This window comes from Enteractinococcus helveticum, assembly GCF_001657475.1.
In the GTDB taxonomy this organism is placed as follows: Bacteria; Actinomycetota; Actinomycetes; order Actinomycetales; family Micrococcaceae; genus Yaniella; species Yaniella helvetica.
The window spans coordinates 82,098-107,483 of sequence record NZ_LXEY01000010.1; the positions used below are offsets into that span (position 1 = coordinate 82,098).

Genomic DNA, 25,386 nt, shown 5'->3' on the forward strand with positions numbered 1-25,386 from the left:
AACTGGATGTTCGAGTCGTTGCAAGACTTAACCTTGGATCTCAAGGGAAATCTTAGTGATTGATGATCGTGAGCGAGCCGTCACTGTGAGAAAATAGCCCACAGGACACGCAGAATGCTGATGAAAGGCCAATGTGATAACTGCCGAGGAAAATGCTGCACTAGACCTCGCAGCCGCCGTTAAGCACGACCTCGTCGAATTCGGTCTCTCTGACAAATTGGCTAGACACTTACGCAAGTGCCTTCGGAGCGTGGCCGGTCAGTACACCTCCCCAGATCAACTCGGTGTCGCGGCGATGGAGCAGCTGTTATTTGAATATGAATTTGACGATGGCACGACCGTCATCGATCGTTTTCTTCAGGAAAGTTCGCTCAATGACAGCAAGCGCGAGATGATCCAGGGCTTCGCTGCAGGTGTTGACAGCATCTATGAAGTGCTGCCTGACCGTTCACAGAGTCCGCGGGATTTCACCGTTCGGTGCTGTGTCTCCGATTTGGAGCATCGGGTTGCCCCAACGCTAGAAGACGCCATGCAGAACCTTGCCCCTGGCACATTCTTAGTCGGACGACTCAACCCCGTTGCTGGCACTGATCTGTGGACACCCAGTGGTGACACGGCCTTGCTACCGGCTTCGGCACGCCCTGAGATGGCAGAAGCAGCCCTTCAATTAGCAGTTGAGCAACCCTGGAAGACTTACCGCAATCCGGAGCGATATCGCAAGGCACTCGAGCACACGGAACAGTTGCACCAACGGTTTATCGACCTGCACGCCTCGGACATGGTGTCAACGACCGGCCAGGAATTAGCGGAACTCTATGCTGAGGCAAGTGTCATAGACGGTATTGCCGACGAAGACGCCCTGGCTGCCGCTCGGGACATGTCGCGTCGCACGATCACAGAATCACACCTTGTTGACGAACCCCAGGTCACGTTAGTCAGCCACCCGATTGCAGGGTTCGGGTTCTATGTCAGGCTTGACGACGTGAACCGCGCACTACACGACGGCAACGCGGCAACAACTTCCGACCTGGACATACTGACCGAATATCTCCAAGACCCCGACATCCCCCAGTGGCTTCTTCATCGCCTCATCATCGAGAACCTGCCAACATCGCAAGAGGCTCTCCAACGCGTATTGGGCAAACCCAACTTCTCCTGGGAGCGTGACGGTGAATCCTGGCTGGCCTCCTGTCCCGGAGATCCAGAACCGGGCTGCAATCATTCGATTGCCCCGTCAATCTACGTGGAATCCATCAGCTGACCGCGGTAGAGCTACCAGCTGGGCGGGGCAGACTGTGCCAGCATTTTTCGAAGATTGTCGAAGAACGCAGGAAACCCAAGCCTGAGCTGACATCGCGGTTTGAGAACCGCGGGATTAAACACGGTGGAAACGGCTGCAAGGAAACCGGCTCCTGGATGACAATGATCTTACGTTCGAACCCCGCACCACGGGTCATTGTCCAAAAGGAGCTGAACCGACCATGAAACTGTCACCAGAATCTGAAGCAGTGGTCAAAGAAACCGCCGGCGTCGTCGCAGAAATTGCCGATGATGCCACCGTGATTTTCTATCGCGACATGTTCGAGGCACACCCCGAACTGCTCAATGTCTTCAACGTAGCCAACCAAGCGATCGGCGAGCAGCCCAAGGCCCTGGCGGCTTCGGTGGTGGCGTTTGCGGTGCACCTCATTAACCCGGATGCCCCGGATTTCACGCCGATCATGCAGCGCATTGCCCACAAACACGTCTCGCTGGGCATCAGCCCCGAACAATATCTGATCGTTGGGCACTACCTGCTGGGTGCCGTGGCCAAAGTACTCGGCGACGCCGCAACCCCAGAAATTGCCGCCGCTTGGGATGAGGTCTATTGGCTGTTTGCCACCGCCCTGATTGCCGAAGAGGCCCGCCTGTATGCCAATGCCGGAACCGATCCGAAGGTTCCCTACCGCCCGTATCGTGTGGTGGAGCGCTTTGAGGAATCCGATGAGGTCTTTTCACTGCTGCTCTCCCCCGTCGACGGCGTTGTGCCTGGCCACTACACGGGACAGTATGTTTCGATTGCTGTGGATCTGCCAGACGGTCGTCGTCAACCGCGCCAGTACACGATCTCTTCCGGTCCGCGCGGCGACTCCCTGCGCGTCACCATCAAACGCGTGCGCGGCGTCAACGGTGCTCCCGATGGTCGAGTGTCGGGGTGGCTGCATGAAAACGCGACCCCCGGCACGATTCTGGATGTCTCCCAGCCGGCCGGCGACGTCATTTTGGATGAAACCGACAAGCCACTCGTGCTGGTCTCGGCGGGGATTGGTATTACGCCGGTTGCGGCGATCATGGAGGATTTGTCGCGCCGTCAACCCGAGCGCACGGTCCGGTTATTCCACGCGGATAAAACGCACGCTCACCACGCACTGTATGACGGGCTGCGCCGTCAGGTGCTTGCGATGCCGGATGCTCGCGCGCAGAACTGGTACGAGGAGGGCGCAGAAGAGGCTCCGACCCTGCACCCTGCGCGTCCCGGATTCATGGATTTATCCGACGTCGAACTGCCCGAGAACGCCGAGGTGTTCATGTGCGGTCCGCTACCGTTCATGCAGATCGCACGCAAGACCCTGATGGACCAGGGTGTGCCGTCTGAATCGATTCACTACGAGGTGTTCGGCCCGGATATGTGGGCCCAGAACCCAGCCAACGCTTAGACCTGGCAAGCTCGCGGTTTCGGCCGCCTCGGCAGCACGCTGCTGGGGCGGCCGAAAGCTCAGGCAGCCAGGAATCACCATAGCGAGCAGAGGCCTCAGGGGGTAGCGTAAGAACCACGAGGACCAAGTTTTCTTGGTGGCCATGACCAGCGAAAGGTGGCAGTCATGGGGCGTGGCAACATTCCACCCGACCAGCATCCGCAACGCCCTGATCCGGAACAGGGCCGTTCGGCAACCCGTATGGGATTTTTTATGGTTCTGGTGTTCTTCTTTGGCGCCGTGATCCTCATTGGTATTGGGGTCACTTTTTTGAGCATTCCTGACCAGTCAGCCGTGTGGGCCTACGGAGCCTTTGCGCTGGCTGGAGTATGCGTCATTCTTGCCGTTCGGCGCATCGTCAGGATTTCCACGGGGAAGGAAAAGTACTAACCCTAGACAGGGCAGTCAGTTTCGGTTGCTTCAGCAGCCACGCGCTGCTGGGCGGCAAGAGCGAATTCCGCAAGCTCGGCATCGGTGCGGTGACCATCGATGCCGGGCACTGTTGCGTTAACCGCTGGTTTCTCATCCTCTAACCCCAGCACCAGTAAGCAACTGTGTGCGGTGGTAAATGGGTGCAGACGACGCAGCTTCAGCGGACCGTCGACCTGTTCAAGTTGCTGGCGCACGAGCTTGGCGTGCACCGAGCACACCGCCGGACGGTCTGCTTCTAACAGTTCCTGATAGATACACGGTTTGACGTCGACGGTCAGCTGGTCGTTATCGATCACGGGTTCCATGCCGACGTCGTCGAGGTGTTCATAGAGCACATCTAACTGGTGCCGCGCGTCGTCAGACAGGTCTTGGCCATGATCCAGTTCGGGGCTCAGCCGACGTAGCAGTTGGCCGCGAGCGCCAGCCTCTTCGGCGCGTTCCCGGGCGGTGGGGCTGTGGTCGGCGTCTTCGACCGGATGATATTCCATGGGAGGTCGACCGCGGCGGCCGGTATCGATGGGCCTTGCGGTGATGAACCCTTCGTCTTCGAGCACTCGCAGGTGATCACGTGCGGTGTTGACGTGAATCTCGGCGGCTGCGGCGAGCGCTTTAAGGGTCTGGCCGGGCTGCCGTTGGATGGCGTGGAGCAGTTTCAGTCTGCTGCCTTCCGTCAGTCCCCGGTAATCGGTAACTCTGCGAGGCATGCCTTTATCTTAGGGACACCCGCTACGTTACTGGCCAGTTACTTCGCGATGGGCGGGACCGGGCTCGTGATACCTCAGACTCTTTGGTCCCTGAGCGGTTAAATGCCGCAGCACATTTCAGCCTTGTGCGCGCCGATATACAGTCTCGCGATGTCCCTGCCCGCCTTGACGATTCACAATGCTTTCCGATACCAGGCGTTGGATTCCGTAGCGGGTTTGGGACAGACTCAAATTCGCGGCCTCAGCAATGTCGTGGATGTTCATGGTTTCCTCCCCCAGAACGTTCCACAATGTGGCCCCGTGTTTACTCGCTGCGGCTGCCCGGACAGCAAGGTCATGATCGTCATTACCGCGTGGCTCCGGCGCACCGGCCTCAACGGTGTGCACGGGTTGAACTGGCGCACCCGCGTCGGGGGCGGGCTGAAACTCGACAGTTCGACCGAATCGTTGTGTATCCGTACGGAGCCATGCGTCGTCGAGTCGGTAGCTCGTCGAGTTGAGACTGACCAGAGCCCGCACCAGGCCCAGATCGGCAAGGCGATCTAACTGACGGAGCGCACTTTTAGCACCCGTTGGACCGTATTCGCGCTGCAAAGCTTCTGGGCTCCATCGCGTACCGTCGCTCATCGACACCAGCAGGTAGCGCTGCTGGGTTGTGAAATGCTCATGTGACGGCAAGCTGGCCAGCCACTGTTGGTCGGTGTCGGCCAATGCATAGCGCCGGCCGACACCGACGGTGAAATGCAGTCCGGAATCGGTATAGGTCGGCGCATATAGCCCTGCTCGGCGGAGCGCCCATTGCACGTCTCGAAGCGTATGGCGCGCTGGATCGACGATTCTGTGGCCGCCGCTGACCGAGACGAATCGGCAGATTTCATATAGCGAAGTATTCACGGCCGTTTCACGAGGCTCACGACCAAGCTGGTCCAGGTTGATCCGTTGTAACCCGCCGGGGCTCCTTACAGTCAGCTCGTCTTCGTGCAGTTCCAAATGCACGCTCTGCCCAGCGGTATGCGGGCTCAAATCTCTATGGACAAGCGCATTGGTGAGGATTTCTCGGATGACGACGATTGGGATGGTACTGCTTCGCGGATGAGCCTGCTGTTCAGGGCTTGGCCGTGACTGCCTTGCTTGGCGCATGACCCAGCGGACGGCGTCCTCCAATATCACAGGCACGGGACCTTCAAAACGCTGCTGCTCAACATCTGGATCATTTCCTGCGGCTCGCAAGCCGGCGGTGATCCGGAGGTTGGGGAAGAACTGTTGTGGATACCGCCCCAGTGCGTAGAGCCCGGCGAGCGTCAGCAGACCGTCGTGCGACGTGACACTTTTTGCTTGGAGGATGTCTGCGTCGCTGGCTTGATGTAGGTACTCGGACTCCTGTCGAACGGCTTCGACAAATTCTTGAACTAGCGTCTGATCGAGGTGCTCTAGCCCTGATCCGGAAATGACGTGACGATCGTGTGGCGTTGCCTGGTGGGCATCTTGGAGTTGTTGAATCTCTGAGACACCAAGCGGGTGATTGCCATATTCGGACCGCACGTACGCCTGATGTGTTGCCGTTACCCGACATGGAAGAACGGTCGTGTCCGGTCCGGGAACATTGACCACCAGCATGCTTTGGTCTTCGAAGCTGGCCCGAAAGAGCTGTACCGGGACAGCTGGGTTGATTCGATGCTGAGCCAACGCTTGGATCTCGGCTTCAAGTGTTTCCGTCTGGATGCCGTCATTGGATTGTGATGCACTTCGATCGTGCAGGTTGATCAGGATGGACCCACCACTTGGCATATTTGCGAAAGCACACAGTGTCTCAACCAGCGTCTCGTCTACGGTGTCACAGAGGGCAACGGTCAGCGGTGAACCGGTCCCAGTTTGCAACGCCTGGAGGACATGATGAAACTCTGAAGCCGAAGTAATCATAGTTCCAGAGTCTATCTCAAGTAGTTAGACATCTACTTTGGCAAACTAACTTTGAATGTTCTTTCTAGCCCTGTAATCATCAGGAATCTAAGCGCAGCATGCATCCTAACGATAAGCAAAGCGAAACTCTCAGAGTTCAAACGTATCCATAAAAACTTCTAAGGGGACTGGTGCCCTGCTACGTGAACTAGACGCGGTGCGCCCCACCCGACGCACTCAGCCTCAGAGCAAAGACATGTCTCACTCTACTGGCGACCCCTGGACGATGGATTTGGGATCTCGATGCTCATGCGTGGCATCCAGTGCAGCTCGCATCACGTCATAAAAATTGTGGCGCTGCGCATAGGCGGCCCGTTGGATGCGTGCACCAGAGCCAGCTTGCAAAATATCAGCCACCACAGTCTCAACGGTGCTGAGTTCGTTATACTCCGTGAGAACTTCACGGACACCATCCAAGAGTTGGGCCACTACCTCTGCAGCCGGTGCGGGCTTGCCCGTGTGCGGCTGAATGAGCTCTGACTCCACCCCATATCTGCTTGCGTGCCACGTCCAGGATCGCAGGACAGTCACCGGAACCGGCAGTGGCTCTTGATCCTGATTTCTGATGGCCGTTTCCACCAGTGCACGGGTGATGGCAGCGATGACGGCGGCATGCTCAGCCTTCAAACAGACATCTGCGACTCGGACTTCTAGGGTCGGCTGATGATCACTGGGGCGAGCGTCAAAGTACAACATGCCAGCATCCAGCGGCACTCCACTATTGAAGAGCGCTTGGCACTGGGCCTTATAGGCTGCCGCGCTACCGTAAATCTCTGTGGGTCCAGAGTTCGGCCAACGGGTCCACTTTTGATACCGATACGAAGCAAAGCCACTATCGACCCCTTTGGCAAACGGGGAGTTACCACTCAAGGCCAGCAATACCGGCAGCCAGACACGGATGCGATCCACCGCGATCACGGCTTCTTCAAGGGAGTTGATGGCCACGTGGATGTGAAACCCATTGGTCAGCTGAGCAAAGGCGGTAGCACCAAAGCGTTCCGTGATCTGCTGATTGCGCTCCCCCTGCACGATATGCGTGGAGTGATTCCCGGGGTCCACAGGCAGTGCCACAACTGTTCCGCCCGCGAGCGCAGCGGCCTCTTCCGCTAGCGTTCGCCCGGTTCGGATGGCTTCCAATTGCTCAGCCAGTGTGTACTGGGGTGGCGAGTTCACCTCCACCTGCTCCTGTTTAAATTCCGTGGTCAGGCTGTGGCCGCTGGGAACAGTGTTGCCTTGGGCTGCAACCACCAACATTCCCCGTGGCAGTGGCTCCAGCGACTCGGCGTCAACCAACAGGAGTTCCTCTTCCACCCCGAATGTACGCATCATCACGTCCTTTTCTTATCCAAAAAGTATTCTGAGTTTGGTTATCCAACACCGTGCTGTTGTAGCCACATTTCCAGCAGCCCGACTTGCCACAGCACGTTGCCCCCGGTGGGAACATAATGATCGTTGGGATGAGCTAACAGCTCGTCAACAAAATCATCACGAAACAGGCCGCGTTCGCGTGCTTCAGGGGCTCGGAGTGCCTCGGTAACCCGAGAAAGAATGGGATCTTCGAGATGTTGGAGCGCTGGCACCGGGAAGTAGCCCTTTGCGCGATCTACAACTTGTGTCGGGAGCAGCTGGCGTCCAATGTTTTTCAAAATGCCTTTCCCGTTTTGCGCGGTTCGCAGCTCTGGCGGGCAGGTCACCACAAATTCAACGAACTCGTGATCCAGAAACGGTAAAACCGACTCGAGCCCGGCGGGCATCGACATGCTGCTGACCCGTTTGACTGGATCGTCGGCCAGAATTAGTTGGGTTTCAAGCCTCAAGACGGCGTCCACGGCAGTCTCTGCCCCGGGTGCGTTCACATAACCGTCCAACAGCTCGCGGCTGACATTGGTCTCGGTCATCCATTCTTTGGCCAGCACCGCTGCTAAATCCTGGTGGTTGCGGTCTTCGAAAGCCTCCAGGAATGGCGCTAGTGCGGCGTCGCGCGAGACATCCTCGGCTTGGCGGTGGTAGTTATATCCAGCGAAAATCTCGTCGGCACCTTGACCGCACTGCACCACACTGGAACAGTCCGCGACCGCCAGGGAGTGCAGGTAAAAGGCGACGACGTCGTGACTGGCCATCGGCTCGGGCATTGCGGTGATCGCATCGCCGACCGCCGCATAGAGGTCGGTGCTGCGCAACTGCAGCGTGTGATGATCGGTGCCGAATTCTTGGGCCACACGATCGGAGTATTCAAATTCGTTGCCGGTGTGGGAGCCCACGGACTCGAAGCCGACGCTGTAGGTGGCAATATCTTTGACACCGGCGTCCGCCATCAGCGCCACCAGCAGGCTTGAATCCAGGCCACCGGATAACAGTACGCCCATTCGTTCCTTGGAGACGATGCCTCGTTGGACGGCGGCCGCTAATTGTTGCTGGATCGCCTCTTGCCACTGGCTGGCGCTCCAATGCTGACGCGCTGTATCGCGAGCGTAATCGGGTTGCCAATACACTCGATCGTGGGATTGGCCATCGGCTTCAAGAATGCGCATGGTGGCTGGGGGCAGTTTGGTGATCCCGGCCAGTAAGGTGCGGGGCGCTGGCACGATGGAATGCCAACTCATATAGTGGTGCAACCCGACCTTGTCCAACGAAGTATCGATGCCACCGCTGGCCACCAGGGCGGGAAGCGTTGACGCGAAACGCAGCCGGCCGTTGAGTTCGGCCAGGTAGAGCGGTTTGATGCCCAATCGGTCCCGGCACAGGATGAGGCGGTTTCGTCGTTCATCTGCCACGATAATGGCGAAGTTTCCGTGCAGGTGGGTGACAAAATCTTGGCCCCAGTGACTATAGGCTGCCAGGACCATTTCGGCCGGTGAGCCGGTGCGGAAACGGTAGTGCGGGGCGAGTTGAGCGTGGAGTTCGTCGCGGTTGAATAGGCGCCCGTCGAACAGCACGGCAAGTTCTCGTTCGGTATCTATGATCGGTTTCGGGGCGTCCTCGGCGTCGTCGTCCAGACGCACTTGCCCGAAGGTGAGCCATCCTTGGTGCCTGACCACGGGCTCGTGGGTCGAGGCCTTCGCCAGGTGTTCCAGCATGGCGGACACTGGTTGTTCTTCGGCTCGGGTTGTTTTGAATGCAACTTCTCCTGCAATAGCAGTCAACATAAATGATCTAACGTCCTCATGAATATTTTGGTGTTCTGTTCTTCCTTTGTGCTTAATCTACGAGCCAGGTCCAAGGGTTTTGTGGTCACCGACCCTCACAGTGACCGAACGTGGCAACCAGTTGCCAACCGGTGGACTATGACTCGTGGCTACCGCTGCCAAAACGGAAAGAACCAGTCCCTGCAGGCAGGGTGTCTTCTGAAGGGCGGCTCAAGTGCACTGCATCTGCGTCTTTCATTTCACGGTATTGATCCGCCCTGAGAATCTGCTGGCAGAAGCTGCAAAAGGAACCGTTAAATATTCAGGGGCCCTGCCAAGGGCGCATGTGCAACGACGCGGTAGCGTGGCCCGCTGCTGGCATCGGTACCACGCACAAGCTGAACCTGCGTGGCCTGCCAAGCCACCGGCTCTACTATGTGCTGGGTGAAGAGATCCTCGGCCGGGCGGGGTCTAGGGCGTACCCGGCCGATGGTCACGTGGCCGTGAAACGGTCTCCGACCAGCCCAGCGGTCAGACGAGAGCTGGCCCATGCGTTCAATGAACGCCGTCCCCAGCTCGTCCGCGCCCTTGACGGGCACCGCGAGGCTGTTTCGGCCCAACCAGTGGGTGGCGCCTGCAAGTGTCAACGTGGTGGCCGGTAGCTGGGCGGCGACTTCGGTCATCGAGATGACAAGGCGGTGTTCGTCGTGGGAATGTCCGATAAATACCAGCGTGCAATGCAGGTCAGCTGGATGATTCCAGGAAACCTTCAACGGGCGCTGCGCTGGCAGGGCGGCCCGGATGGTGTTGACCAGGCCGGTGAGGTGAGCCTGGACGGGCGGCGGGAGCATGAGCCCGATGAAATAGCGTGTCATGCTCCTGGGGCCTGATCCGTTAGTCGGCGGGTTTTTGTGCCCAGTGAATGGCCATGGTGCCGAACATGTAGGTTCGGTATCCGGTGGCAACGAAGCCGGCTTCTTGCATCATGGCTTCGATGCGGTCGGCGGTGTGGAAGGCGCGTGAGGTACGCGATAGGTACTCGTAGGCGTCGGGGTTTTGGGTGATGGTGTTGGCCAGGCGCGGCACCACATATTTGATGTATGCGGTGGAAAATGGTTTGACGACGTTGCGCGGGGCCGGGGACATCTCCAGGCTGGCCATCATGCCGCCGGGTTTGAGCACCCGGAATTGTTCTTCAAGGGTTTTGGCAATGTCGGTGACGTTGCGCAGCAGATACCCGTGGGTCACGGCGTCGAACGTGTTGTCCGCATAGGGCAGGTCCATAGCGTCGCCGGTGGCCCAGTGAATATTTCTGCCGCCGGGGCGCAGGCGTGCGACGTCGAGCATTTGCGTGGAAATGTCGAGGCCGTGGACTTCGGCGCCGTAGCGCTGATTGGCGGCCTCGAATGCTAAGTCGCCGGTACCGGTGGCGATGTCTAGGACTTTGGGGGTCGGACCGAGTTTGACGGCGTCAATGGTATCGCGGATAAAACGGGGTTCTTGGCCCCAGGTCATGACCAGGTTCATGAGGTCATAACGGTCGGCGATATTGTCGAACATATCCGCCACGGTGGCACCGTGGGCGTCTACGGCTGCATGATGTGTCGTCACAATCTCTAAGCCTAACACCCACGGGCACCGCGCGGATTCTAGTCTTCGATGAGGCCGTAGACGGTCAGGCTGGCTCGGCCAACGGTGTTGCCGAAGCGGTTGAACCCGAAGAATGCGTTGGAGGCATCTTCGGGGATGTCGAGTTTTTCCACACCCAGGGCGTGGATGGTGATGACGTAGCGGTGCGCGCCGTGTCCGGCGGGAGGGGCGGCACCGATGAAGCCGCGGCCGCCGCCGTCGTGCTTGAGCTGGAAGGCGCCTGCAGGCAGGCCAGAGCCATCGGGTGCCCCGGCATTTTCGGCCAGTTCGGTCACGTTGGCCGGGATATTACCGACCGACCAGTGCCAGAAACCGGAGCCGGTTGGCGCATCTGGATCAAAGATGGTGACCGCATAGGATTTGGTGCCCTCTGGAGCGCCGGCCCATTCCAAGTGCGGGGAAATGTCTTGGCCCCCGGGGACCCCCATGGCGCCCGAGTACTGGGCGAGCGGCCATTCTTGGCCGTGGCGCACGGTATTGGAGGTGACGGTAAATTCTGGGACTTCTTCTAAGCGGGCGAATTTGTCGTTGCCGATGCGGGCGAGTTCTTGGATATCAACCATGTTGCTCCTTAAATTCACGGGGATGCATCCTTCAGCCTAGCGGAGGTGCACAACAAAGAACCCGGACCGATCTACGCTGGTGCGCAACCGTTCCGGGTTCTGAGGTTAAGAATTGATTAGCTAGTCTTTTTTGTAGCCTTCGGTAAAGCCCTTGGCTCGTTCGCCGGCGTCGCGGGCGGTGTCTTTGGCTTTTTCAATACCTTCTTTTACTTTGCCCTGCACCTGTTGGCCCTTGCCTTCGGCTTCGGTATCAGGATCACCGGTTACCTTACCGGCACCTTCTTTGACCTTGCCAACGACTTTATCTTTCATGGCATCTGCTTTTTCATTGAAACCCATGCATTCACCTCGGTTCATCGGGGACAGGTTCGTTAACGACGCTAACGGGATTTGGTTGAAATGTCACCCAATTTCAGTGAACTCTGAGCCAACTACCAGCAATCCTTTGGCCGTTAACCGATGGTCGCGTTGAACTCCACAATGCGCTCAATGGCTCGGGCCACGTTGTCGTAGCCTGCGGCAAACGAGATCCGAATGTACTGACCGCCGTCCACACCATCGAAGTCAACGCCGGGAACCAAGGCGACATGAGCGTGTTCCAGCACCGCAGCAGCATAGGCCACGGTATTGCCGTAGCGCGCCAGGACTTGTTCGGAAGGTTGCGCGTAATAATAGAACGCGCCGTCGGCAGGAGCCGCATTGCGCCAGCCCAGCCGGTCAACATTGTCCAACACCAGCTGACGGGTGCGCGCAAATTCGGCAACCTCGGCGTCAGATTCTGTGTAGGCATCGGCGCTAAATGCTTCGATCGCAGCGTGCTGCCCGGCGGCAGGCGGGCACAGAGAAATTGAGCCGGCCAGCCCGGAGACGGCCGGCTCCAGATCTTCAGGCATGAGCATCCAGCCCAAACGCCACCCGGGCATCCCCCAGTATTTAGAAAACGAGGAAATCACGATCGAATTGCGATCAAACTCCCACGCCGACGTCCCGCGGTCTTGGCCGTAAGTAATGCCGTGGTAGATCTCATCCGAGACCAACCGCACCCCGTTTTCGCCACACCAGGTGGCTAACTGGCGCATGTCGTCGCGAGTCACCATCGTGCCGGTCGGGTTATTTGGAGAGGCTAGGATCAGCCCGTCGAGGGGTTGTTCGGCGTGAAATTCGGCTAACTTCTCCACATTGAACCGGAAATTTGTCTCCAGTCCGGCGGGCAAATCGACGACGTCGACGTCGAGCGCACTGAGGATGTTTCGGTAGGCCGGATACCCCGGTCGAGCCAGACCGACACGATCGCCAACGTCGAAAGCCGCGATAAAGCTGGCCACGAAAGCTCCGGAGGAACCGGTGGTCACGGCCACGGATTCGTACCCGATGTCGAGGTCATACCAGCGCCGATAGTGATCGGCGATGGCCTGGCGCAGTTTTTTAATCCCCAGTGACGGGGTGTAGTTGAATACCGGGGCTTGGAGGTTATGCAACCGGGCGGCTTCCCGGTTGACTGCCGCGGGCGCTCCCCCGCTGGGTTCACCGGCACCAAGTGAAATGACGTCGATGCCTTGGGCTTTCATTGCATCGACGTCGCCGACGATATCCATGACTTGAAAACGAGCGACTGCAGAACGACGACTGGGGGAGAACTGTGAAGCTGCCATGCCCCCAGTATGCCAAATCACACCGGTGTACGGTTAGAAGCCGCCGTCGGATGGTGCCATATTGGCAAAGCGCGAGTAGTGACCTTGGAAGGCCAGCTCGATGGTCTTGGTTGGACCGTTGCGGTGTTTGGCCACGATCAGGTCAGCTTCTCCAGCGCGTGGGGATTCCTTGTCGTACATATCCTCACGGTGCAACAGGATGACCATGTCAGCGTCCTGTTCAATCGAACCAGATTCGCGCAAGTCCGAAACCTGAGGACGCTTATCGGTACGCTGCTCGGAACCACGGTTCAGCTGCGATAGTGCAATGACGGGCACCTCGAGTTCTTTGGCCAACAGTTTCAGGGCACGGGAGAACTCCGCCACTTCTTGCTGTCGGGATTCCACGCGTTTGCCTGAGCTCATCAGCTGCAGGTAGTCCAGCACAACTAATTTGAGGTTGTGCTGTTGTTTGAGACGACGACATTTGGCACGGATTTCCATCATCGACATGTTCGGGGAGTCGTCAATGAAAAACGGGGCTTCGTTGAGTCTTTGCAGAGTCAACGCCATCTTTCGCCACTGCCCTTCGTCCAAGGTGCCTTTGCGCAGATCCTGCAGCGAGATAGTGGCCTCGGCCGACAGTAAGCGCATAGCAATCTCGGTCTTGCCCATTTCCAATGAGAAGAATGCCGAGGTCATCCCGTGCCCCACGGCTGCGGCACGAGCAAAGTCCAGCCCAAGTGTCGATTTACCGACGGCCGGGCGGGCAGCGATGACGATCATCTGGCCGCCGTGCAGGCCCTGGGTCAGCTCATCGAATTCATCAAAGTTTGTTGGCACGCCGGAAATGCCGTCCCCTGCGGTGGAGGCGGCTTCAATTTCGTCAATCGTTTCGGCCAGGATATCCCCGAGAGCGACGTAATCGTCACCGGTGCGGTTCTCGCCCACCTTATAGATCTCGGCCTGGGCCTCATTGACGATGTCTTCGACCTCGCCTTCGGCATTAAAGCCCATCTGCGAGATTTTTGCGCCCACGTTGACGATACGACGCAAAATGGCTTTCTCCGCGACGATTTCGGCATAGAAGGACGCATTCGCTGCGGTGGGAACTGCCTGCACCAGGGTGTGGATCTCGGCGGCTCCCCCTGCCCGGGACAATTCTTTGCGCCGGTCCAACATCGACGTCACGGTAATCGCATCCGCCGGCTCACCAGCAGCAAAGAGGTCGGTAATTGCTGTGTAGATCAGTTCATGACCCGGTGAATAAAAATCATTTGGACGCAGAATTTCCGATACTTCAGCGATCGCATCGGTCGACAACATCATTGCGCCCAGTACAGAACGCTCCGCGTCAAGGTCTTGAGGCGGAGTTCGGGGATTGGCTGAGACACCATTTACAGTTTCCATCGCATTAAAGTGTGCCATCGTTCCGTTTAAAGTACCCTCCCCTGCCCCGGCAGCAGAATGCTGCAACTCAAGCTCGTGAACAGCCGATGCACGCATTCTTGCCCTGATGCCAATATCGGCTGTTACGAGCTAGTACCGGATGACGCTACCTCCCAGATTCGCGTGTATCAACTGGGGATAACTCCCCTGCTGTGGATAACTTGTGGATTACTTTGCACAGGATGTGGATGAGCCGTGGAATACTTATCAACAGTATCCACAAACCCTGCTCTGACTTGGATGTTTAACACCCACAGCCTGTGGATAGGAAGTTTTTTACCCCTATTATTTGGGATTTGACAACGCAAAATTTAAGAGATTCTAACTCCTTTCACACCTGCAACAAAAGTTATCCACAAGTTATGCACATCTTGTGGGTAAATTACATTCATGTCATTCCTGAACACTTCGGCATGATTTCCGGCATGTCGCAAAAGCCGGAGTTTAAAATAGAGTTATTTCGAAAATTGCAAGTAGCTCGTGGTTCGATCGATCACATGAAAATCGGAGCAAATTTTGCGCGATTAAACCGAGTTGAATAGAAGAAAAAATTGCTCACGAGACGTCAAAATGCCGTCACAAGATTGTTCACCGATCACGATTAAATCGAATTCAGCTCAAATGCTGGGTGGGGAGGCTACCGCAGCAAGAGCGTGCGACGCCAAACCGGCACACCTCCCCGCGGCTCACGGTGCAGGCAGTTTTTCACGGACTACCAAGCCCTCAAGCAACGCTGAAGACTCAAGCGACTGCAGGGAAGCGCCTTGAGTGGTTGTGAGAGCTGCTGCCTGCTCTCCGTATGCGGACAGTGGCGACGGCACGACGCTCCAGGTCCATCATGGCACTCGAGCAGTACGCCGCGCCGCCACTCCAGACGGCACGCGAGCCCGACCCTAAAGTCAAGGGAACTCCAGAAATCAATCACTGCACCGTCATGGCAATCTCTCGACTCTGGTCAAGGAAAACTCACCTTCACAGGCGCAAACTGTGACTCGCGTCTCGTGGATAACCTCAAATTACATGTGTGTAACTTGTGCACACGTGTGGAAAGGCTTGTGGATAAGTAGCCTATTCCGAGTAATCGCGTTCGCCGAAGATAGCCGTTCCGACCCGTACGACTGTCGCGCCTTCTTCGATGGCGATCTCATAGTCGTTCGTCATCCCCATCGATAAGCCGGCCTCGCCGATGAGCTCGGGTCGACGTTCCAACAGGTCATCCCGTAGTCGGCGCAGCACTGAAAAATTGTGACGAATGACTGCCTCGTCTCCGGTATGAATAGCCATCGTCATCAGCCCTTTGACATTGAGGGCGTCGAATTCGAGGAGTTGCTCCAGGAAATTTTCGACTTCCCCGAGCTCAAGGCCTGATTTCGTCTCTTCACCTGAAACGTTGACCTGTACGTAAACATCTAACGTACGGTCGTTCTCTTTGAGCTGGGTGTTTAGACGCCGAGCAATCCGAATGCGATCTAACGCCTGAAACTCATGCGCGAATTCCGCGACATCACGGGTCTTATTGGACTGCAGCGGGCCAATGATTGCCCAGTGGATGCCCAAATCTGCCATATCGGTGGCTTTATGTTGGGCTTCTTGCACCTTGTTTTCGCCAAATTGTTGCATGCCTGCAGCATGGGCGGCTCGGATCCGTTCTTCGGAAACGGTTTTAGAGACCGGCAGTAGCCGTATCTCACTGGGATCTCGACCGGCACGTTGTGCAGCGGCACGAATCTTGTCGTGAATCTCTGCGAGAGCTTGGCGGAAGTCTTCTGCAGTAACAGCTACGCGTGGCGTATTCTCAAGCGTGGACATGACCAAAATGTAACATAAGAAGAGATTCTGTAAGCCTTTCATCCTTCTTATCGGAGGGTATTCAGGAGTTTTAGTGCCCCAGTCGTCTGCCATATCGGATCAGATCGCATCCATCACCGCTAAAACAGCCGCCGAGATCGCTGAAGCGGTTCGAGACCTGGTGGATGCCGGCCAGCTCGCACCTGGGGCCAGCCTTCCACCGGTACGCGCCCTAGCGGAGCACCTAGAGGTAAACCGAAATACCGTCGTCGCCGCATATGGATTACTCGTCCAAGCCGGGGTGGCCGTGACACGCGGACGTGCCGGAACAAAAATCGTTGACCTACAGCCACTCCCCCAAGAAGGCTTTTCAAATGTAACCGGACTCGTCGATATCGCTTCGGGGAACCCAGACCCAGCACTGCTACCTGCTGCAGGCCAAGCGTTAGCGCAATTAGCAGCCGACGAACCGGTGCTTTATGGTCAACCCGTCATCGACCCAGATTTGGCGCAGTGGGCGCGCGAGATGCTCGTACAGGACGTTGGCGAAGCCGAACTCACCATCACTGCCGGCTCGGCTGATGCAGTCCAACGACTCCTGGCGGACTCATTAACCATCGGAGATGCTGTGGGTTTTGAACAGCCCTGCTTCCTCACCACTATTCAAACGGCCCAAGCCGCCGGCTACCGTCCAATACCTATGCCAGTCGATGCAGAAGGGCTCACCGTTGAAGGGCTCCAGAACGCATTGGACGAGGGTATCCGTGCACTCGTGGTTACACCGCGAGCCCACAACCCCACCGGAGCTGTGATCTCAGCAGCGCGCGCTCAAGACCTGTCGGCATTACTGGCGGATCATCCACACGTCTTGATTATCGAAGATGACCATTTCTGGCAGGTTTCCAACCACTCCTATCGCTCGATCATCCCCGCAAACCACCCCCGATGGGCGCTTGTGCGTTCGGTGTCGAAGTCGCTTGGACCAGATCTGCGTGTGGGCATTGTCGGATCGGACAAACTCACCGCATCCCGCCTTGCCTCACACATTCGCTCCGGGGCCATGTGGGTCTCCCACCTCTTACAACGCCTCACCTACCTGTTGACAACCCACCCCGATACTCCCGCACAGTTAGCGCATGCCTCGCAGGAATATGCTCGCGCCAATGCGCAGCTCATTGAGGCGCTAGCAACGTCGAAAATATCAGCCACCTCCGCTGACGGGGTCAATGTCTGGATCAACCTTCATGAAAAGGCAGCTCCAGTGGTTGAGGCCTTGGCCGCACGCGGCTGGTTAGTGCGAGATGGTGCCGAATTCTCTCTCGACAGTACCGACGACGCCGTAAACCACATTCGAGTCACAATTCATCAGTTAACACCTGCCCAGCGAGACGAATTTGTCTCCGACTTGGTAGCTGCCCTAGACGTCTAACTGCGTAATATCATGCCCCTCACACACCTCACGCAACCGGCTGCGTCATCTGTTCTGTAGCTGTGCGGATCAATTGCAAGACCTCTGTACGCAACTCGGCAAACTGGGACTCATTGCGCGTAGCAACCTGGTCGCGATTTCTACACAGCGGAACGTCCAGTGTTGTGATGACACTTGCTGGTTTACCGCCCAATACCACGACCCGATCGGCCAAATACACGGCCTCGTCAATGTCGTGCGTAACAACCACGATGGTCATACCAAGATCATTACGAATCTTTCGTGTCAGGTCTTCAAGTTCAAAACGCGTCTGAGCATCAACGGAAGCAAATGGTTCGTCCATGATCAAGATGCCGGGCTTATACGCTAGAGCACGTGCTATCGCTACGCGCTGTTGCATCCCACCGGACAGTTCCCACGGATATTTGTCACCAGCGTCCGGCAATCCCACTTCTGTCAGTGCTGCAGTGATACGGCGTCGTATCTCGTTTTTAGACAATTTGAGGTGTCGTAGCGGGAAAGCAATATTCTTCCGCACCGTCAGCCACGGCATAAGGGACCTGCTGTAATCCTGAAATACTAGGGCCAGTTCTTCGGGCGGCCCATTCACTATGCGATCACCGATGTGGATGGTGCCTGTCGTGATCGGGTGCAGCCCGGCCAGAGATTTTAACAGGGTAGTTTTTCCGACGCCGGAAGGACCAACAAGACAGACGATCTCCCCGTCATAGACGTCCAAATTCAAGTCCGTGATGATTTCTGGGCCGGAACCATAACGTTTCGAAACGTCTCGCACAGCCAGTAATGGGGTATTTTCACTCATGGAAACTCCTAAGAATTAAAACGAACAGCCTATTCAGCCAGCTGGACTGCCCGAGACTTGTCATACCAACGCAGTAACGGCTTGCGAATCATCTCGAGGATAAAATTCGCACCGAAGCCAATAATGCCAAGCAAAATGATGCCCGCCCACATGCTGACGCTCATGAAACTTTGTTGGGCCAGAATGGTCATCGCACCGATTCCCCGGGAGGCGCCAAGCATTTCTGTAGCAATAAGCACCACGAAGGAGAACTGCAGACTCACCTGCAAACCCGAAAAGATCTGTGGCAGAGCTCCGGGCAATTGGATGCCTAAAACCCGTTCCAGTGGGGTAATACGGTACACGCGTGCCATCTCGAGAAGCTGCGGCTCTACTGCTCGCACACCGTCAATGGTTGCAATCCAGGTTGGTGGAAACGCTGCCAGCACAATGATCATCAAACGCACCTCATCGCCAAAACCAAATAAGCTGATGAAAACCGGCACGACGGCGACCGATGGGATCGCGCGGTAGAGATGAATCGCTGGCGAAAATAATTCCGCAAGCGGCGGGAATAGCGCAAACAAAAGACCTGTGACCACCCCCAATACGACTGCGATCGAAAAGCCAACCGCCAGGGTCACGAGGCTTGGCACGACGTCGCTCAAGAAATGGTCAAATAGCCACAACGCTTGGAACTCGACCAAAATATCACGCAGCGATGGAAAGAAAGCACTATTTTGAGCATCTGACCAGAACCACCAGGCGATTAGCAACAGGACCGGCACACCGATCTGGATGAGCCAGCCGAGTGAACGCTTCGAACCATTCGCCGACTTTTTTGTCTGTACGGTCATCTAGTTCGCTACCTTTCGATGTGACGGGTGCCAGTGCAACACAGCATTCTCGACTTTTTCGCTCAGCAGCTGAGCAGCAAGTCCCACCAGACCCAGCAGAATAACTAGTGCGTAAAGCGTGGACGCGGATGCTGTACTTTGCGAGGACTGTTGGATCAATTGCCCCAAACCTGGTCCCCCACCGACTAGACCTGCCACAACCGTGACGATAAGCGACACAGGTATGGCAATTCGGATAGCAGTGGCAATGAAGGCTGATGTGGAAGGCAGCACGACCCGCAACAAAATGTCGTATTGAGGAATGCTGTAGGACCGACTGGTTTCAATGGCTATCGGATCGGTTTCACGAACACCGTTGGTGGTTTGATACAGGATAGGCAGGACACAGCCGTAGAAGACCAAGAATCTGCCCATTTCTTCGGTTGGTCCAAATACCAGGATTGCTAGTGGCAAGATGACGATAGGGGGAATTGGTTTGAGAAACTCCACGATGATCTTAAACGCGTTGCCAATTGTCGGGTACCAGCCACACAGCAAACCGATAATGATGCCGACGATCGCTGCCGCAACGAATCCAACGACTGCAATTTCAATAGTGACCCACAGAGCCGACCAGAAGGCACCGCTAGCTAGTAAAGCGAGTGCGGCTTGAGCGGTTTCAGTTGGTGCTGGGAGTGGTGTGTCGCGCAACGGCCCGACATAGAGTAACTGCCAGGTCAACACGGCACCGACTATTCCGACAATGCCAAGCACATATTTACGCATAGAAATCCACCACCATCACGTTGCTTCAGAACTAAATTGTGAGTCACTCCGTTGGGAGTATGACAAAGTCGTCGACATTGACCGATTGGTTGATGAAGTCCATGTCGACGAGCTTGTCGTTGGCCAGTTTCAGTGCATCAACGTCGACTTCTGAGGGGAAATAATTGAATTGTTCGCTTGCGCGCAACAATTCTGGATCAATTCCGGTCAGTTCAGACCCAGCATCAATAGCAGCGTCTGTGTTCTCATTGGCATACTCATTCGACTTCCGGATGGCACGCTGCAGTTTCGCCACCAGCTCGGTGTTTTCTTGTACTTCAGGGCTGACCAACCAGGTACTGGTCTGGCCACTTTCGTAGAACTCCAAACCTGGACGCCACAAGACAGTTGCCCCGTTTTCTTCAGCTTCGACGGTAAATGGCAGCGGTACAGCTGCTGCGTCAATTCGTCCCGTTCGCAGTGACTCAATCTGTGAGGTGAAATCCAGTGCGATCCATTCAACCTTGTCTGGATCGGCGCCTTCGCTTTTCATTGCATCGATAATGAAGGCTTCAAAAATTGCCTGACGTGCTGGAACGCCGACATTTTTGCCTTCCAGGTCTGCGGGGGATTCAATCCCACTATCGGGCATGACCATGACTGCTTGGACATCATAATCATGAGCGGTTTCTGGGTCATCTGGGAATCCGGCTGCTGGCGCGATGGACTTAATGTTGATCGATTGGCTTTGGGCGTTCAGGGCAGGGATCACCGGAATAGAAGCAACGTCCAGTTCGTTACTTTGCAATGCTGCGACAGCTGCTGGAGGGTTAGCACTTGCGGAGAGCTCAACGTTTAGACCTTCTTCTTCAAAGAAACCTTGCTCTACCCCTAATGAAACAGCTGAGCCGGTGGCGGTACCATCGGTGGCCATCCGAATTGTCATGGTATCTGCCGCTGCAGTATCTGCGGCATCTCCGTCGCCGTCACCACAGGCGGTCAAGGCGAGCGCCCCTGTTAGAGCTGTTACCCATAGGCTCTTATGCAAATACGACTTCATTTTATTATCCACCTTCAAAGTTGTGATGCGAATCTCACTTGTCTCGATGTTATGGAATTCATCAACTATTGAAAATCACATAATAGTTATGCTTGCCATAACTTTTTGCTGATTGAGCATGCCCTTCCTGTCAGCCATGATGTGTTGGAACACACATTTTGATTCGGGAGGTTGTCGGTGACTGTGCAGAGACGAGAAAACGACTCACCAGGTATGTATGCTGTTGCACTTGGCACAGCTGGTGGCCCTAAGTGGTGGGGGCGAAGCGGCTTTGACGCCGGTACTGCGACAGCCGTCGTCGTCGATGGGGCGGTTTATCTCGTCGATTTTGGCTATGGGGCTGGTAGGCAGGTGCGTAAAGCCGGGCTGGATTTCTCGAATGTTCGCGCACTATTTGTAACGCACATGCATTCCGACCACACAGTGGATCTACCTGGCCTGCTGCTATTTTCCCATCGCGATATCGAACGTATAGAAATCTACGGCCCTGGAGACCGTGGAAAACTTGCTCCCCTGACGGACCAGGCAGACACTGAGCCAGAGGTCATCGATCCGCATGACCCCACCCCCGGCATCAAAGAAACTATTCGCAGGCTTTTTTCAGCCTACGCACACGATCTGAATGACCGGGCTCGAGATTATGGCTCCCAGCCTCAAACCGCGAAGTTCCCGGCTTTCGACATCGAAATTCCAACAGACATCGGTTTCGATCCTGACACCAACGTTGCGCCACCCATGGAACCGTTTAAGGTCTACGAAGATGAGCGCGTGGTGGTATCGGCGATTTTGGTCAATCATCATCCCACCGCTCCTGCATTTGCATTTCGGTTTGATTCCCAATATGGCTCGGTCGTCATTTCGGGAGATACCGGGTACTGCGACAACACCATTCGGATTGCTCAAGGGTGCGATATTCTGTTCCACGAAGTCATCAGTCTCGAGCCAATTCGCGCCAGAACTGAGAAGGAAGTGGGCGACCCTCAACTTGTTCAAGCCATTATGGACCATCACGAGCGAGCACATACCACGCCTGCCGACGCGGGTCTGATTGCTCAGCGGGCTGGTGTTAACAAATTGGTTCTGCACCATTTTGCTCCGGCTTCCGCCCCTCGCACCGATTGGATGGAAGCTGGCGTACACTTCGAAGGGGAGCTCATTATTGCTCGTGATTTAGACGAGATCGCTGTCGATGCTGTACGGCCGTCACCTATGAATAATTCGAGAGGATCATTGTTGGATGATCAACCTGACAATTCGTCAGCTGGAGTATTTTCAAGCGATCGTTGAGCATGGGAGCGCGACCGAAGCTGCTCGCGCTTGTCACGTATCTCAAGCAGGACTCTCTTCTGCAATCCGCCAGTTGGAAGACTCATTAGGCGTGCAACTCTTTGTTCGGGAAAAAGCAAAGAATCTTGTTCTCTCAAACGCTGGTCGGAGCGTGAATGAAACGATCAATAAGGTCTTACGGCAATTGCGTGAACTCGAAAACAACGCCAAGAATATGGGAGACACCATCGGCGGTGAGGTAACTATCGGGTGCCTTCACGCTTTGTCCGTTCCATTACTGCCGCCATTAGCGCAGTATCTCAAGGACGAATATCCTGAGATCGAACTGCGGGTTATAGAAGGCAACTACGTTGAAATCGACGCCTCGCTAAGACGCGGGGAGGTTGAGGCGATTCTTGGTTACCAGGAGTATCTGTCGGGTGATCTTGTCTTCACTGATATTGGGACGCAGCCGCTGTACGTGATCATGCCAGAAGGTCACGAACTCCAGGACAAGGAAGAGATCGATCCAATTGACCTATCAGGGCATCCATATATTCTGCTTGATATGGCACCTATGACGCACCTTGTTGAGCGCATTTACCAATCGGCTGGCGACGACTCGCCTCCTGCGTTGACGACGAAGTCAAACGAGACGATGCGTGCACTCGTCGCCCGAGGACTAGGCTTGGCGATTTCCGGAATCAAGCCCTACGGTGATCAAAGTGTCGAAGGACATCGCATGGTGCACCGTCGACTGAACTTTGAGACCGGCTTCCGTCAGATAACTCTTGCAAGACTCCAGAGTGGCAAAGCCAGTCGCAATCTCACTCTTATCACGGATTATCTACGCAAACTTATCCGAACACACGTCTGATATCAGACTGACCTCGCCATAGCAACGAACACTCCAAAGAGGCCTCGCCGCGAACAGTTACATTATTCTTAGCCTCCATCCGGCGGCGCATTTTGGCCGATTAGGTAATTGTCAGCCCAGCGTCTAAGATTACTTTTAGCATTCAAGTCGCTTGTATCTTCACTAGATGGTTTTTACCCTGTACGATGATAAGCGGTCGTGTTCCTTGGATCACGCATGAATAGCCCCGGATCCCCGGGACGTACGACTTTTGAACGAATTGGGTTTTATCTTCACCACTGCATTACCTCTAACACCGCCCTTCTGGCCGTGTTGCACTCATCGCGAATCATAATCTTGCGTGAATTCACCGCTGATTGATATCCGATCTCTCGTATTCTCCTCCGCTCCATCAACTACCGCACGTTACCGCACCCGCGGCAATGCGCCGGGGTACTATTTGACCCCCAAAAATTCCGCTTTGACAACGTCATCGCGGGTACAAGGATCACACCGGTGGTCCAGAACTAAGAAATAAGGAATAACGTTATGGCCACAGGCACAGTAAAATGGTTCAACTCTGACAAGGGCTACGGCTTCATCGCTCCAGATGACGGCTCCGCCGATGTCTTCGCACACTTCTCTGCTATCCAGGGTTCCGGTCACCGCAACCTGGAAGAAGATCAGAAGGTCGAATTCGACATTGAGCAGGGTCAAAAAGGTCCACAGGCGTCGAACATTCGCGGCCTCTAAAACTTTTTGCACTAACGGCGGGGATACCGCACGATATCAACAGATATTGTGTCGGACCCCGCCGTTTTTGTATGCCTACAACGTTTACGGGGCCGGTTCCCTAGCAGTGCTGGCCTCGCGGAAACGCCTTGTAGGCATCTGTAATCATTGTCGTTAAACACATCCGGGGCGGACCCTCAGAGAAGAGGATCCGCCCCGGATGAGCGTGAAGAAGCTTATTTCTTCGGTGCTGGAATGACAGACACGCGTGCTTCAGCCAGAACGTCTTCGTGCAGACGGATCTGGATTGGGTAGGTACCCAGTGCGCGGATGTCACCGGCGCCGATGATGGAACGACGATCAACGTCGCCCTTACCGGCTTCTTTGATTGCTTCAGCGATGGAAGCGGTGGTCACGGAACCGAAGAGGCGTCCGTTGTCACCGGCCTGCATCTGAATGGAAATTGGTGCTTCTGCCAGCTGTGCAGCCTGGGCCTGTGCGGCTTCCAGGGTGCGTGCCGTGCGAGCAGCGGAGGCTGCGCGCAGGGTTTCAACTTCTTGCTGCGCACCACGGGTCCAACGAACGGCTTCGCCGCGTGGGATCAAGTAGTTGCGAGCGTAACCGTTACGTACTTCGACGACGTCGCCGGCCGAACCGAGGTTCGGGATCTCCTGGGTCAAAATGACTTTTTGATTTGCCATGATCTCTCTCCCTTGATCAGCGTTTAGCGGCCGGAACCGGAGTACGGCAGCAGCGCCATTTCGCGGGCATTTTTGATAGCCTGCGCGATTTTACGCTGCTGTTGGACGGTGACACCGGTAACGCGGCGGGCACGAATCTTGCCGCGGTCGGAGATGAATTTGCGTAGCAAAGCAACGTCTTTGTAATCGACGTATTCGATTTCCGCTGTTTTGAGCGGATTCGGTTTTGGTTTCGGCTTACGAACTTCTGCCTTAGCCATCTTGGTGCTCCTTTATAGCTGTAACCTGGAGCCCGCTAAAATAAGCGGGATGGTCGTTAATGAATATTTTTGTTTTAGAACGGTGGTGGGGAATCGTTGCCCTGATCCCAAGATCCGGCTGATCCACCGCCACCCCACGGATCGTTGCTCGGTGCAGACTGACCGCCGCCTGGTGCACCCCAGCCGCCTCCGGCTGGTGCGCCGCCACCCCAGTTTCCACCGGAGCCGCCTTGCTGCTGGCCGCCACCGCCGCCAAATCCGCCGCCACCACCAGAACGTGGTGCACGGTTGACCTGTGCAGTAGCCCAGCGCAACGATGGGCCAATCTCGTCTACTTCGAGTTCCCAGTTGGTCCGCTGTTGACCATCTTTGGTCTCGAATGAGCGAGCCTTCAACCGACCGTGCGCAATAACGCGCATACCCTTGGTCAGCGTTTCTGCTACGTTTTCGGCCGCTTCACGCCATACGGAAGCACGCACCCACAGGGTTTCATCGTCCACCCACTGGTTGGATTCGCGATTAAACGATCGTGGAGTTTGAGCAATCGTAAAGTTAGCAACCGCGTGACCCGATGCGGTAAACCGCAGTTCAGGATCACCAGCGAGGTTGCCTACCACAGTGATATATGGTTCTCCGGCCATGA

At 56.0% G+C, this 25,386-nt stretch carries 25 protein-coding genes; 7 read left to right on the top strand and 18 right to left on the bottom strand.

The features are described from left to right. The first annotated feature begins 133 nt into the window (after positions 1–133). The 3 genes from A6F49_RS02870 (at position 134) to A6F49_RS02880 (ending at position 3,125) form a co-directional block, all read left to right on the top strand. Positions 134–1,261, top strand: coding sequence for a hypothetical protein (locus A6F49_RS02870; protein ID WP_043056878.1), 1,128 nt, complete (start codon positions 134–136; stop codon positions 1,259–1,261). 220 nt (positions 1,262–1,481) lie between these two features. Then, positions 1,482–2,696 (top strand): globin domain-containing protein, encoded by a 1,215-nt coding sequence (locus A6F49_RS02875; RefSeq protein ID WP_043056877.1) that lies wholly within the window; start codon positions 1,482–1,484, stop codon positions 2,694–2,696. 165 nt (positions 2,697–2,861) lie between these two features. Next, positions 2,862–3,125 carry a hypothetical protein gene (locus A6F49_RS02880; RefSeq protein WP_043056876.1) on the top strand — a complete coding sequence of 88 codons (264 nt, stop codon included), beginning with the start codon at positions 2,862–2,864 and terminating at the stop codon, positions 3,123–3,125. A 2-nt stretch (positions 3,126–3,127) separates the two neighbouring features. Here the strand turns inward: A6F49_RS02880 and A6F49_RS02885 are convergent, their stop codons facing one another. The 11 genes from A6F49_RS02885 to A6F49_RS02935 form a co-directional block, all read right to left on the bottom strand. Further along, a complete protein-coding gene (locus A6F49_RS02885; RefSeq protein ID WP_043056875.1) occupies positions 3,128–3,871 on the bottom strand; it encodes a helix-turn-helix domain-containing protein in 744 nt (247 codons plus the stop codon). Between the two features lie 117 nt (positions 3,872–3,988). Beyond that, the gene (locus A6F49_RS02890) at positions 3,989–5,791 is read right to left on the bottom strand and encodes an RNA-binding domain-containing protein (protein ID WP_043056874.1); all 1,803 of its coding nucleotides are present in this window, start codon (positions 5,789–5,791) and stop codon (positions 3,989–3,991) included. 240 nt (positions 5,792–6,031) lie between these two features. Then, entirely contained in the window at positions 6,032–7,159 is a 1,128-nt protein-coding gene (locus tag A6F49_RS02895; RefSeq protein ID WP_235604835.1) for a glutamate--cysteine ligase, read from the bottom strand. A 38-nt stretch (positions 7,160–7,197) separates the two neighbouring features. Then, entirely contained in the window at positions 7,198–8,976 is a 1,779-nt protein-coding gene (locus tag A6F49_RS02900; protein WP_052504676.1) for an N-acetylglutaminylglutamine amidotransferase, read from the bottom strand. Positions 8,977–9,269: 293 nt separating this feature from the next. Next, positions 9,270–9,830 (bottom strand): 2'-5' RNA ligase family protein, encoded by a 561-nt coding sequence (locus A6F49_RS02905; protein ID WP_043056873.1) that lies wholly within the window; start codon positions 9,828–9,830, stop codon positions 9,270–9,272. Positions 9,831–9,849: 19 nt separating this feature from the next. Further along, a complete protein-coding gene (locus A6F49_RS02910) occupies positions 9,850–10,566 on the bottom strand; it encodes a ubiquinone/menaquinone biosynthesis methyltransferase (RefSeq protein WP_235604836.1) in 717 nt (238 codons plus the stop codon). A 38-nt stretch (positions 10,567–10,604) separates the two neighbouring features. After that, a complete protein-coding gene (locus tag A6F49_RS02915; RefSeq protein WP_043056871.1) occupies positions 10,605–11,168 on the bottom strand; it encodes a YbhB/YbcL family Raf kinase inhibitor-like protein in 564 nt (187 codons plus the stop codon). A 120-nt stretch (positions 11,169–11,288) separates the two neighbouring features. Then, positions 11,289–11,507, bottom strand: coding sequence for a CsbD family protein (locus tag A6F49_RS02920; RefSeq protein ID WP_043056870.1), 219 nt, complete (start codon positions 11,505–11,507; stop codon positions 11,289–11,291). A gap of 113 nt (positions 11,508–11,620) precedes the next feature. Further along, positions 11,621–12,820 carry a pyridoxal phosphate-dependent aminotransferase gene (locus A6F49_RS02925; RefSeq protein WP_043056869.1) on the bottom strand — a complete coding sequence of 400 codons (1,200 nt, stop codon included), beginning with the start codon at positions 12,818–12,820 and terminating at the stop codon, positions 11,621–11,623. 33 nt (positions 12,821–12,853) lie between these two features. Then, positions 12,854–14,209 (bottom strand): replicative DNA helicase, encoded by a 1,356-nt coding sequence (dnaB, locus tag A6F49_RS02930; protein ID WP_235604837.1) that lies wholly within the window; start codon positions 14,207–14,209, stop codon positions 12,854–12,856. 1,107 nt (positions 14,210–15,316) lie between these two features. After that, positions 15,317–16,057, bottom strand: a complete 741-nt coding sequence (locus A6F49_RS02935; protein WP_043055458.1) for a YggS family pyridoxal phosphate-dependent enzyme — start codon at positions 16,055–16,057, stop codon at positions 15,317–15,319. 73 nt (positions 16,058–16,130) lie between these two features. Here A6F49_RS02935 and A6F49_RS02940 point away from each other — a divergent pair, with 73 nt between their 5' ends. Beyond that, a complete protein-coding gene (locus A6F49_RS02940) occupies positions 16,131–17,465 on the top strand; it encodes an aminotransferase class I/II-fold pyridoxal phosphate-dependent enzyme (RefSeq protein WP_052499934.1) in 1,335 nt (444 codons plus the stop codon). A 28-nt stretch (positions 17,466–17,493) separates the two neighbouring features. On the opposite strand, the gene A6F49_RS02945 is transcribed toward A6F49_RS02940, so the two are convergent. Genes A6F49_RS02945 through A6F49_RS02960 form a run of 4 tightly spaced genes read right to left on the bottom strand, consistent with a single transcriptional unit; the run spans position 17,494 to position 20,928 of the window. Further along, positions 17,494–18,288, bottom strand: coding sequence for an ABC transporter ATP-binding protein (locus tag A6F49_RS02945; protein WP_043055454.1), 795 nt, complete (start codon positions 18,286–18,288; stop codon positions 17,494–17,496). A 29-nt stretch (positions 18,289–18,317) separates the two neighbouring features. Next, a complete protein-coding gene (locus A6F49_RS02950) occupies positions 18,318–19,124 on the bottom strand; it encodes an ABC transporter permease (protein WP_043055453.1) in 807 nt (268 codons plus the stop codon). Then, a complete protein-coding gene (locus A6F49_RS02955) occupies positions 19,125–19,889 on the bottom strand; it encodes an ABC transporter permease (RefSeq protein WP_043055452.1) in 765 nt (254 codons plus the stop codon). Positions 19,890–19,932: 43 nt separating this feature from the next. Then, positions 19,933–20,928, bottom strand: coding sequence for an ABC transporter substrate-binding protein (locus A6F49_RS02960; protein WP_043055451.1), 996 nt, complete (start codon positions 20,926–20,928; stop codon positions 19,933–19,935). 177 nt (positions 20,929–21,105) lie between these two features. Between A6F49_RS02960 and A6F49_RS02965 the strand changes: the two genes are divergently transcribed. The 3 genes from A6F49_RS02965 (at position 21,106) to A6F49_RS02975 (ending at position 23,803) form a co-directional block, all read left to right on the top strand. Then, on the top strand, positions 21,106–22,215 hold the full coding sequence (locus tag A6F49_RS02965) for an MBL fold metallo-hydrolase (protein ID WP_201120218.1): 1,110 nt from the start codon (positions 21,106–21,108) through the stop codon (positions 22,213–22,215). After that, positions 22,166–23,071 (top strand): LysR family transcriptional regulator, encoded by a 906-nt coding sequence (locus A6F49_RS02970; RefSeq protein WP_043055450.1) that lies wholly within the window; start codon positions 22,166–22,168, stop codon positions 23,069–23,071. The genes A6F49_RS02965 and A6F49_RS02970 overlap by 50 nt, the downstream gene beginning before the upstream one ends. 528 nt (positions 23,072–23,599) lie before the next feature. Beyond that, on the top strand, positions 23,600–23,803 hold the full coding sequence (locus tag A6F49_RS02975) for a cold-shock protein (protein WP_043055449.1): 204 nt from the start codon (positions 23,600–23,602) through the stop codon (positions 23,801–23,803). 215 nt (positions 23,804–24,018) lie between these two features. Here the strand turns inward: A6F49_RS02975 and rplI are convergent, their stop codons facing one another. The 3 genes from rplI to A6F49_RS02990 form a co-directional block, all read right to left on the bottom strand. Continuing rightward, on the bottom strand, positions 24,019–24,483 hold the full coding sequence (rplI, locus tag A6F49_RS02980; protein ID WP_043055448.1) for a 50S ribosomal protein L9: 465 nt from the start codon (positions 24,481–24,483) through the stop codon (positions 24,019–24,021). A gap of 23 nt (positions 24,484–24,506) precedes the next feature. Next, positions 24,507–24,743 carry a 30S ribosomal protein S18 gene (gene rpsR, locus A6F49_RS02985; protein WP_043055447.1) on the bottom strand — a complete coding sequence of 79 codons (237 nt, stop codon included), beginning with the start codon at positions 24,741–24,743 and terminating at the stop codon, positions 24,507–24,509. A gap of 74 nt (positions 24,744–24,817) precedes the next feature. After that, a complete protein-coding gene (locus tag A6F49_RS02990) occupies positions 24,818–25,384 on the bottom strand; it encodes a single-stranded DNA-binding protein (RefSeq protein WP_043055446.1) in 567 nt (188 codons plus the stop codon). Between the last annotated feature and the right edge of the window lie 2 nt (positions 25,385–25,386).

Excerpts from the sequence above, each read along its gene's own strand:
- A6F49_RS02875 (WP_043056877.1), top strand. The coding sequence starts at position 1,482 with ATGAAACTGTCACCAGAATCTGAAGCAGTGGTCAAAGAAACCGCCGGC.
- A6F49_RS02880 (WP_043056876.1), top strand. The coding sequence starts at position 2,862 with ATGGGGCGTGGCAACATTCCACCCGACCAGCATCCGCAACGCCCTGAT.
- A6F49_RS02885 (WP_043056875.1), bottom strand. The coding sequence starts at position 3,871 with ATGCCTCGCAGAGTTACCGATTACCGGGGACTGACGGAAGGCAGCAGA.
- A6F49_RS02890 (WP_043056874.1), bottom strand. The coding sequence starts at position 5,791 with ATGATTACTTCGGCTTCAGAGTTTCATCATGTCCTCCAGGCGTTGCAA.
- A6F49_RS02895 (WP_235604835.1), bottom strand. The coding sequence starts at position 7,159 with ATGATGCGTACATTCGGGGTGGAAGAGGAACTCCTGTTGGTTGACGCC.
- A6F49_RS02900 (WP_052504676.1), bottom strand. The coding sequence starts at position 8,976 with ATGTTGACTGCTATTGCAGGAGAAGTTGCATTCAAAACAACCCGAGCC.
- A6F49_RS02905 (WP_043056873.1), bottom strand. The coding sequence starts at position 9,830 with ATGACACGCTATTTCATCGGGCTCATGCTCCCGCCGCCCGTCCAGGCT.
- A6F49_RS02915 (WP_043056871.1), bottom strand. The coding sequence starts at position 11,168 with ATGGTTGATATCCAAGAACTCGCCCGCATCGGCAACGACAAATTCGCC.
- A6F49_RS02920 (WP_043056870.1), bottom strand. The coding sequence starts at position 11,507 with ATGGGTTTCAATGAAAAAGCAGATGCCATGAAAGATAAAGTCGTTGGC.
- A6F49_RS02925 (WP_043056869.1), bottom strand. The coding sequence starts at position 12,820 with ATGGCAGCTTCACAGTTCTCCCCCAGTCGTCGTTCTGCAGTCGCTCGT.
- dnaB (WP_235604837.1), bottom strand. The coding sequence starts at position 14,209 with ATGGAAACTGTAAATGGTGTCTCAGCCAATCCCCGAACTCCGCCTCAA.
- A6F49_RS02935 (WP_043055458.1), bottom strand. The coding sequence starts at position 16,057 with ATGTCCACGCTTGAGAATACGCCACGCGTAGCTGTTACTGCAGAAGAC.
- A6F49_RS02945 (WP_043055454.1), bottom strand. The coding sequence starts at position 18,288 with ATGAGTGAAAATACCCCATTACTGGCTGTGCGAGACGTTTCGAAACGT.
- A6F49_RS02950 (WP_043055453.1), bottom strand. The coding sequence starts at position 19,124 with ATGACCGTACAGACAAAAAAGTCGGCGAATGGTTCGAAGCGTTCACTC.
- A6F49_RS02955 (WP_043055452.1), bottom strand. The coding sequence starts at position 19,889 with ATGCGTAAATATGTGCTTGGCATTGTCGGAATAGTCGGTGCCGTGTTG.
- A6F49_RS02960 (WP_043055451.1), bottom strand. The coding sequence starts at position 20,928 with ATGAAGTCGTATTTGCATAAGAGCCTATGGGTAACAGCTCTAACAGGG.
- A6F49_RS02970 (WP_043055450.1), top strand. The coding sequence starts at position 22,166 with ATGATCAACCTGACAATTCGTCAGCTGGAGTATTTTCAAGCGATCGTT.
- A6F49_RS02975 (WP_043055449.1), top strand. The coding sequence starts at position 23,600 with ATGGCCACAGGCACAGTAAAATGGTTCAACTCTGACAAGGGCTACGGC.
- rplI (WP_043055448.1), bottom strand. The coding sequence starts at position 24,483 with ATGGCAAATCAAAAAGTCATTTTGACCCAGGAGATCCCGAACCTCGGT.
- rpsR (WP_043055447.1), bottom strand. The coding sequence starts at position 24,743 with ATGGCTAAGGCAGAAGTTCGTAAGCCGAAACCAAAACCGAATCCGCTC.
- A6F49_RS02990 (WP_043055446.1), bottom strand. The coding sequence starts at position 25,384 with ATGGCCGGAGAACCATATATCACTGTGGTAGGCAACCTCGCTGGTGAT.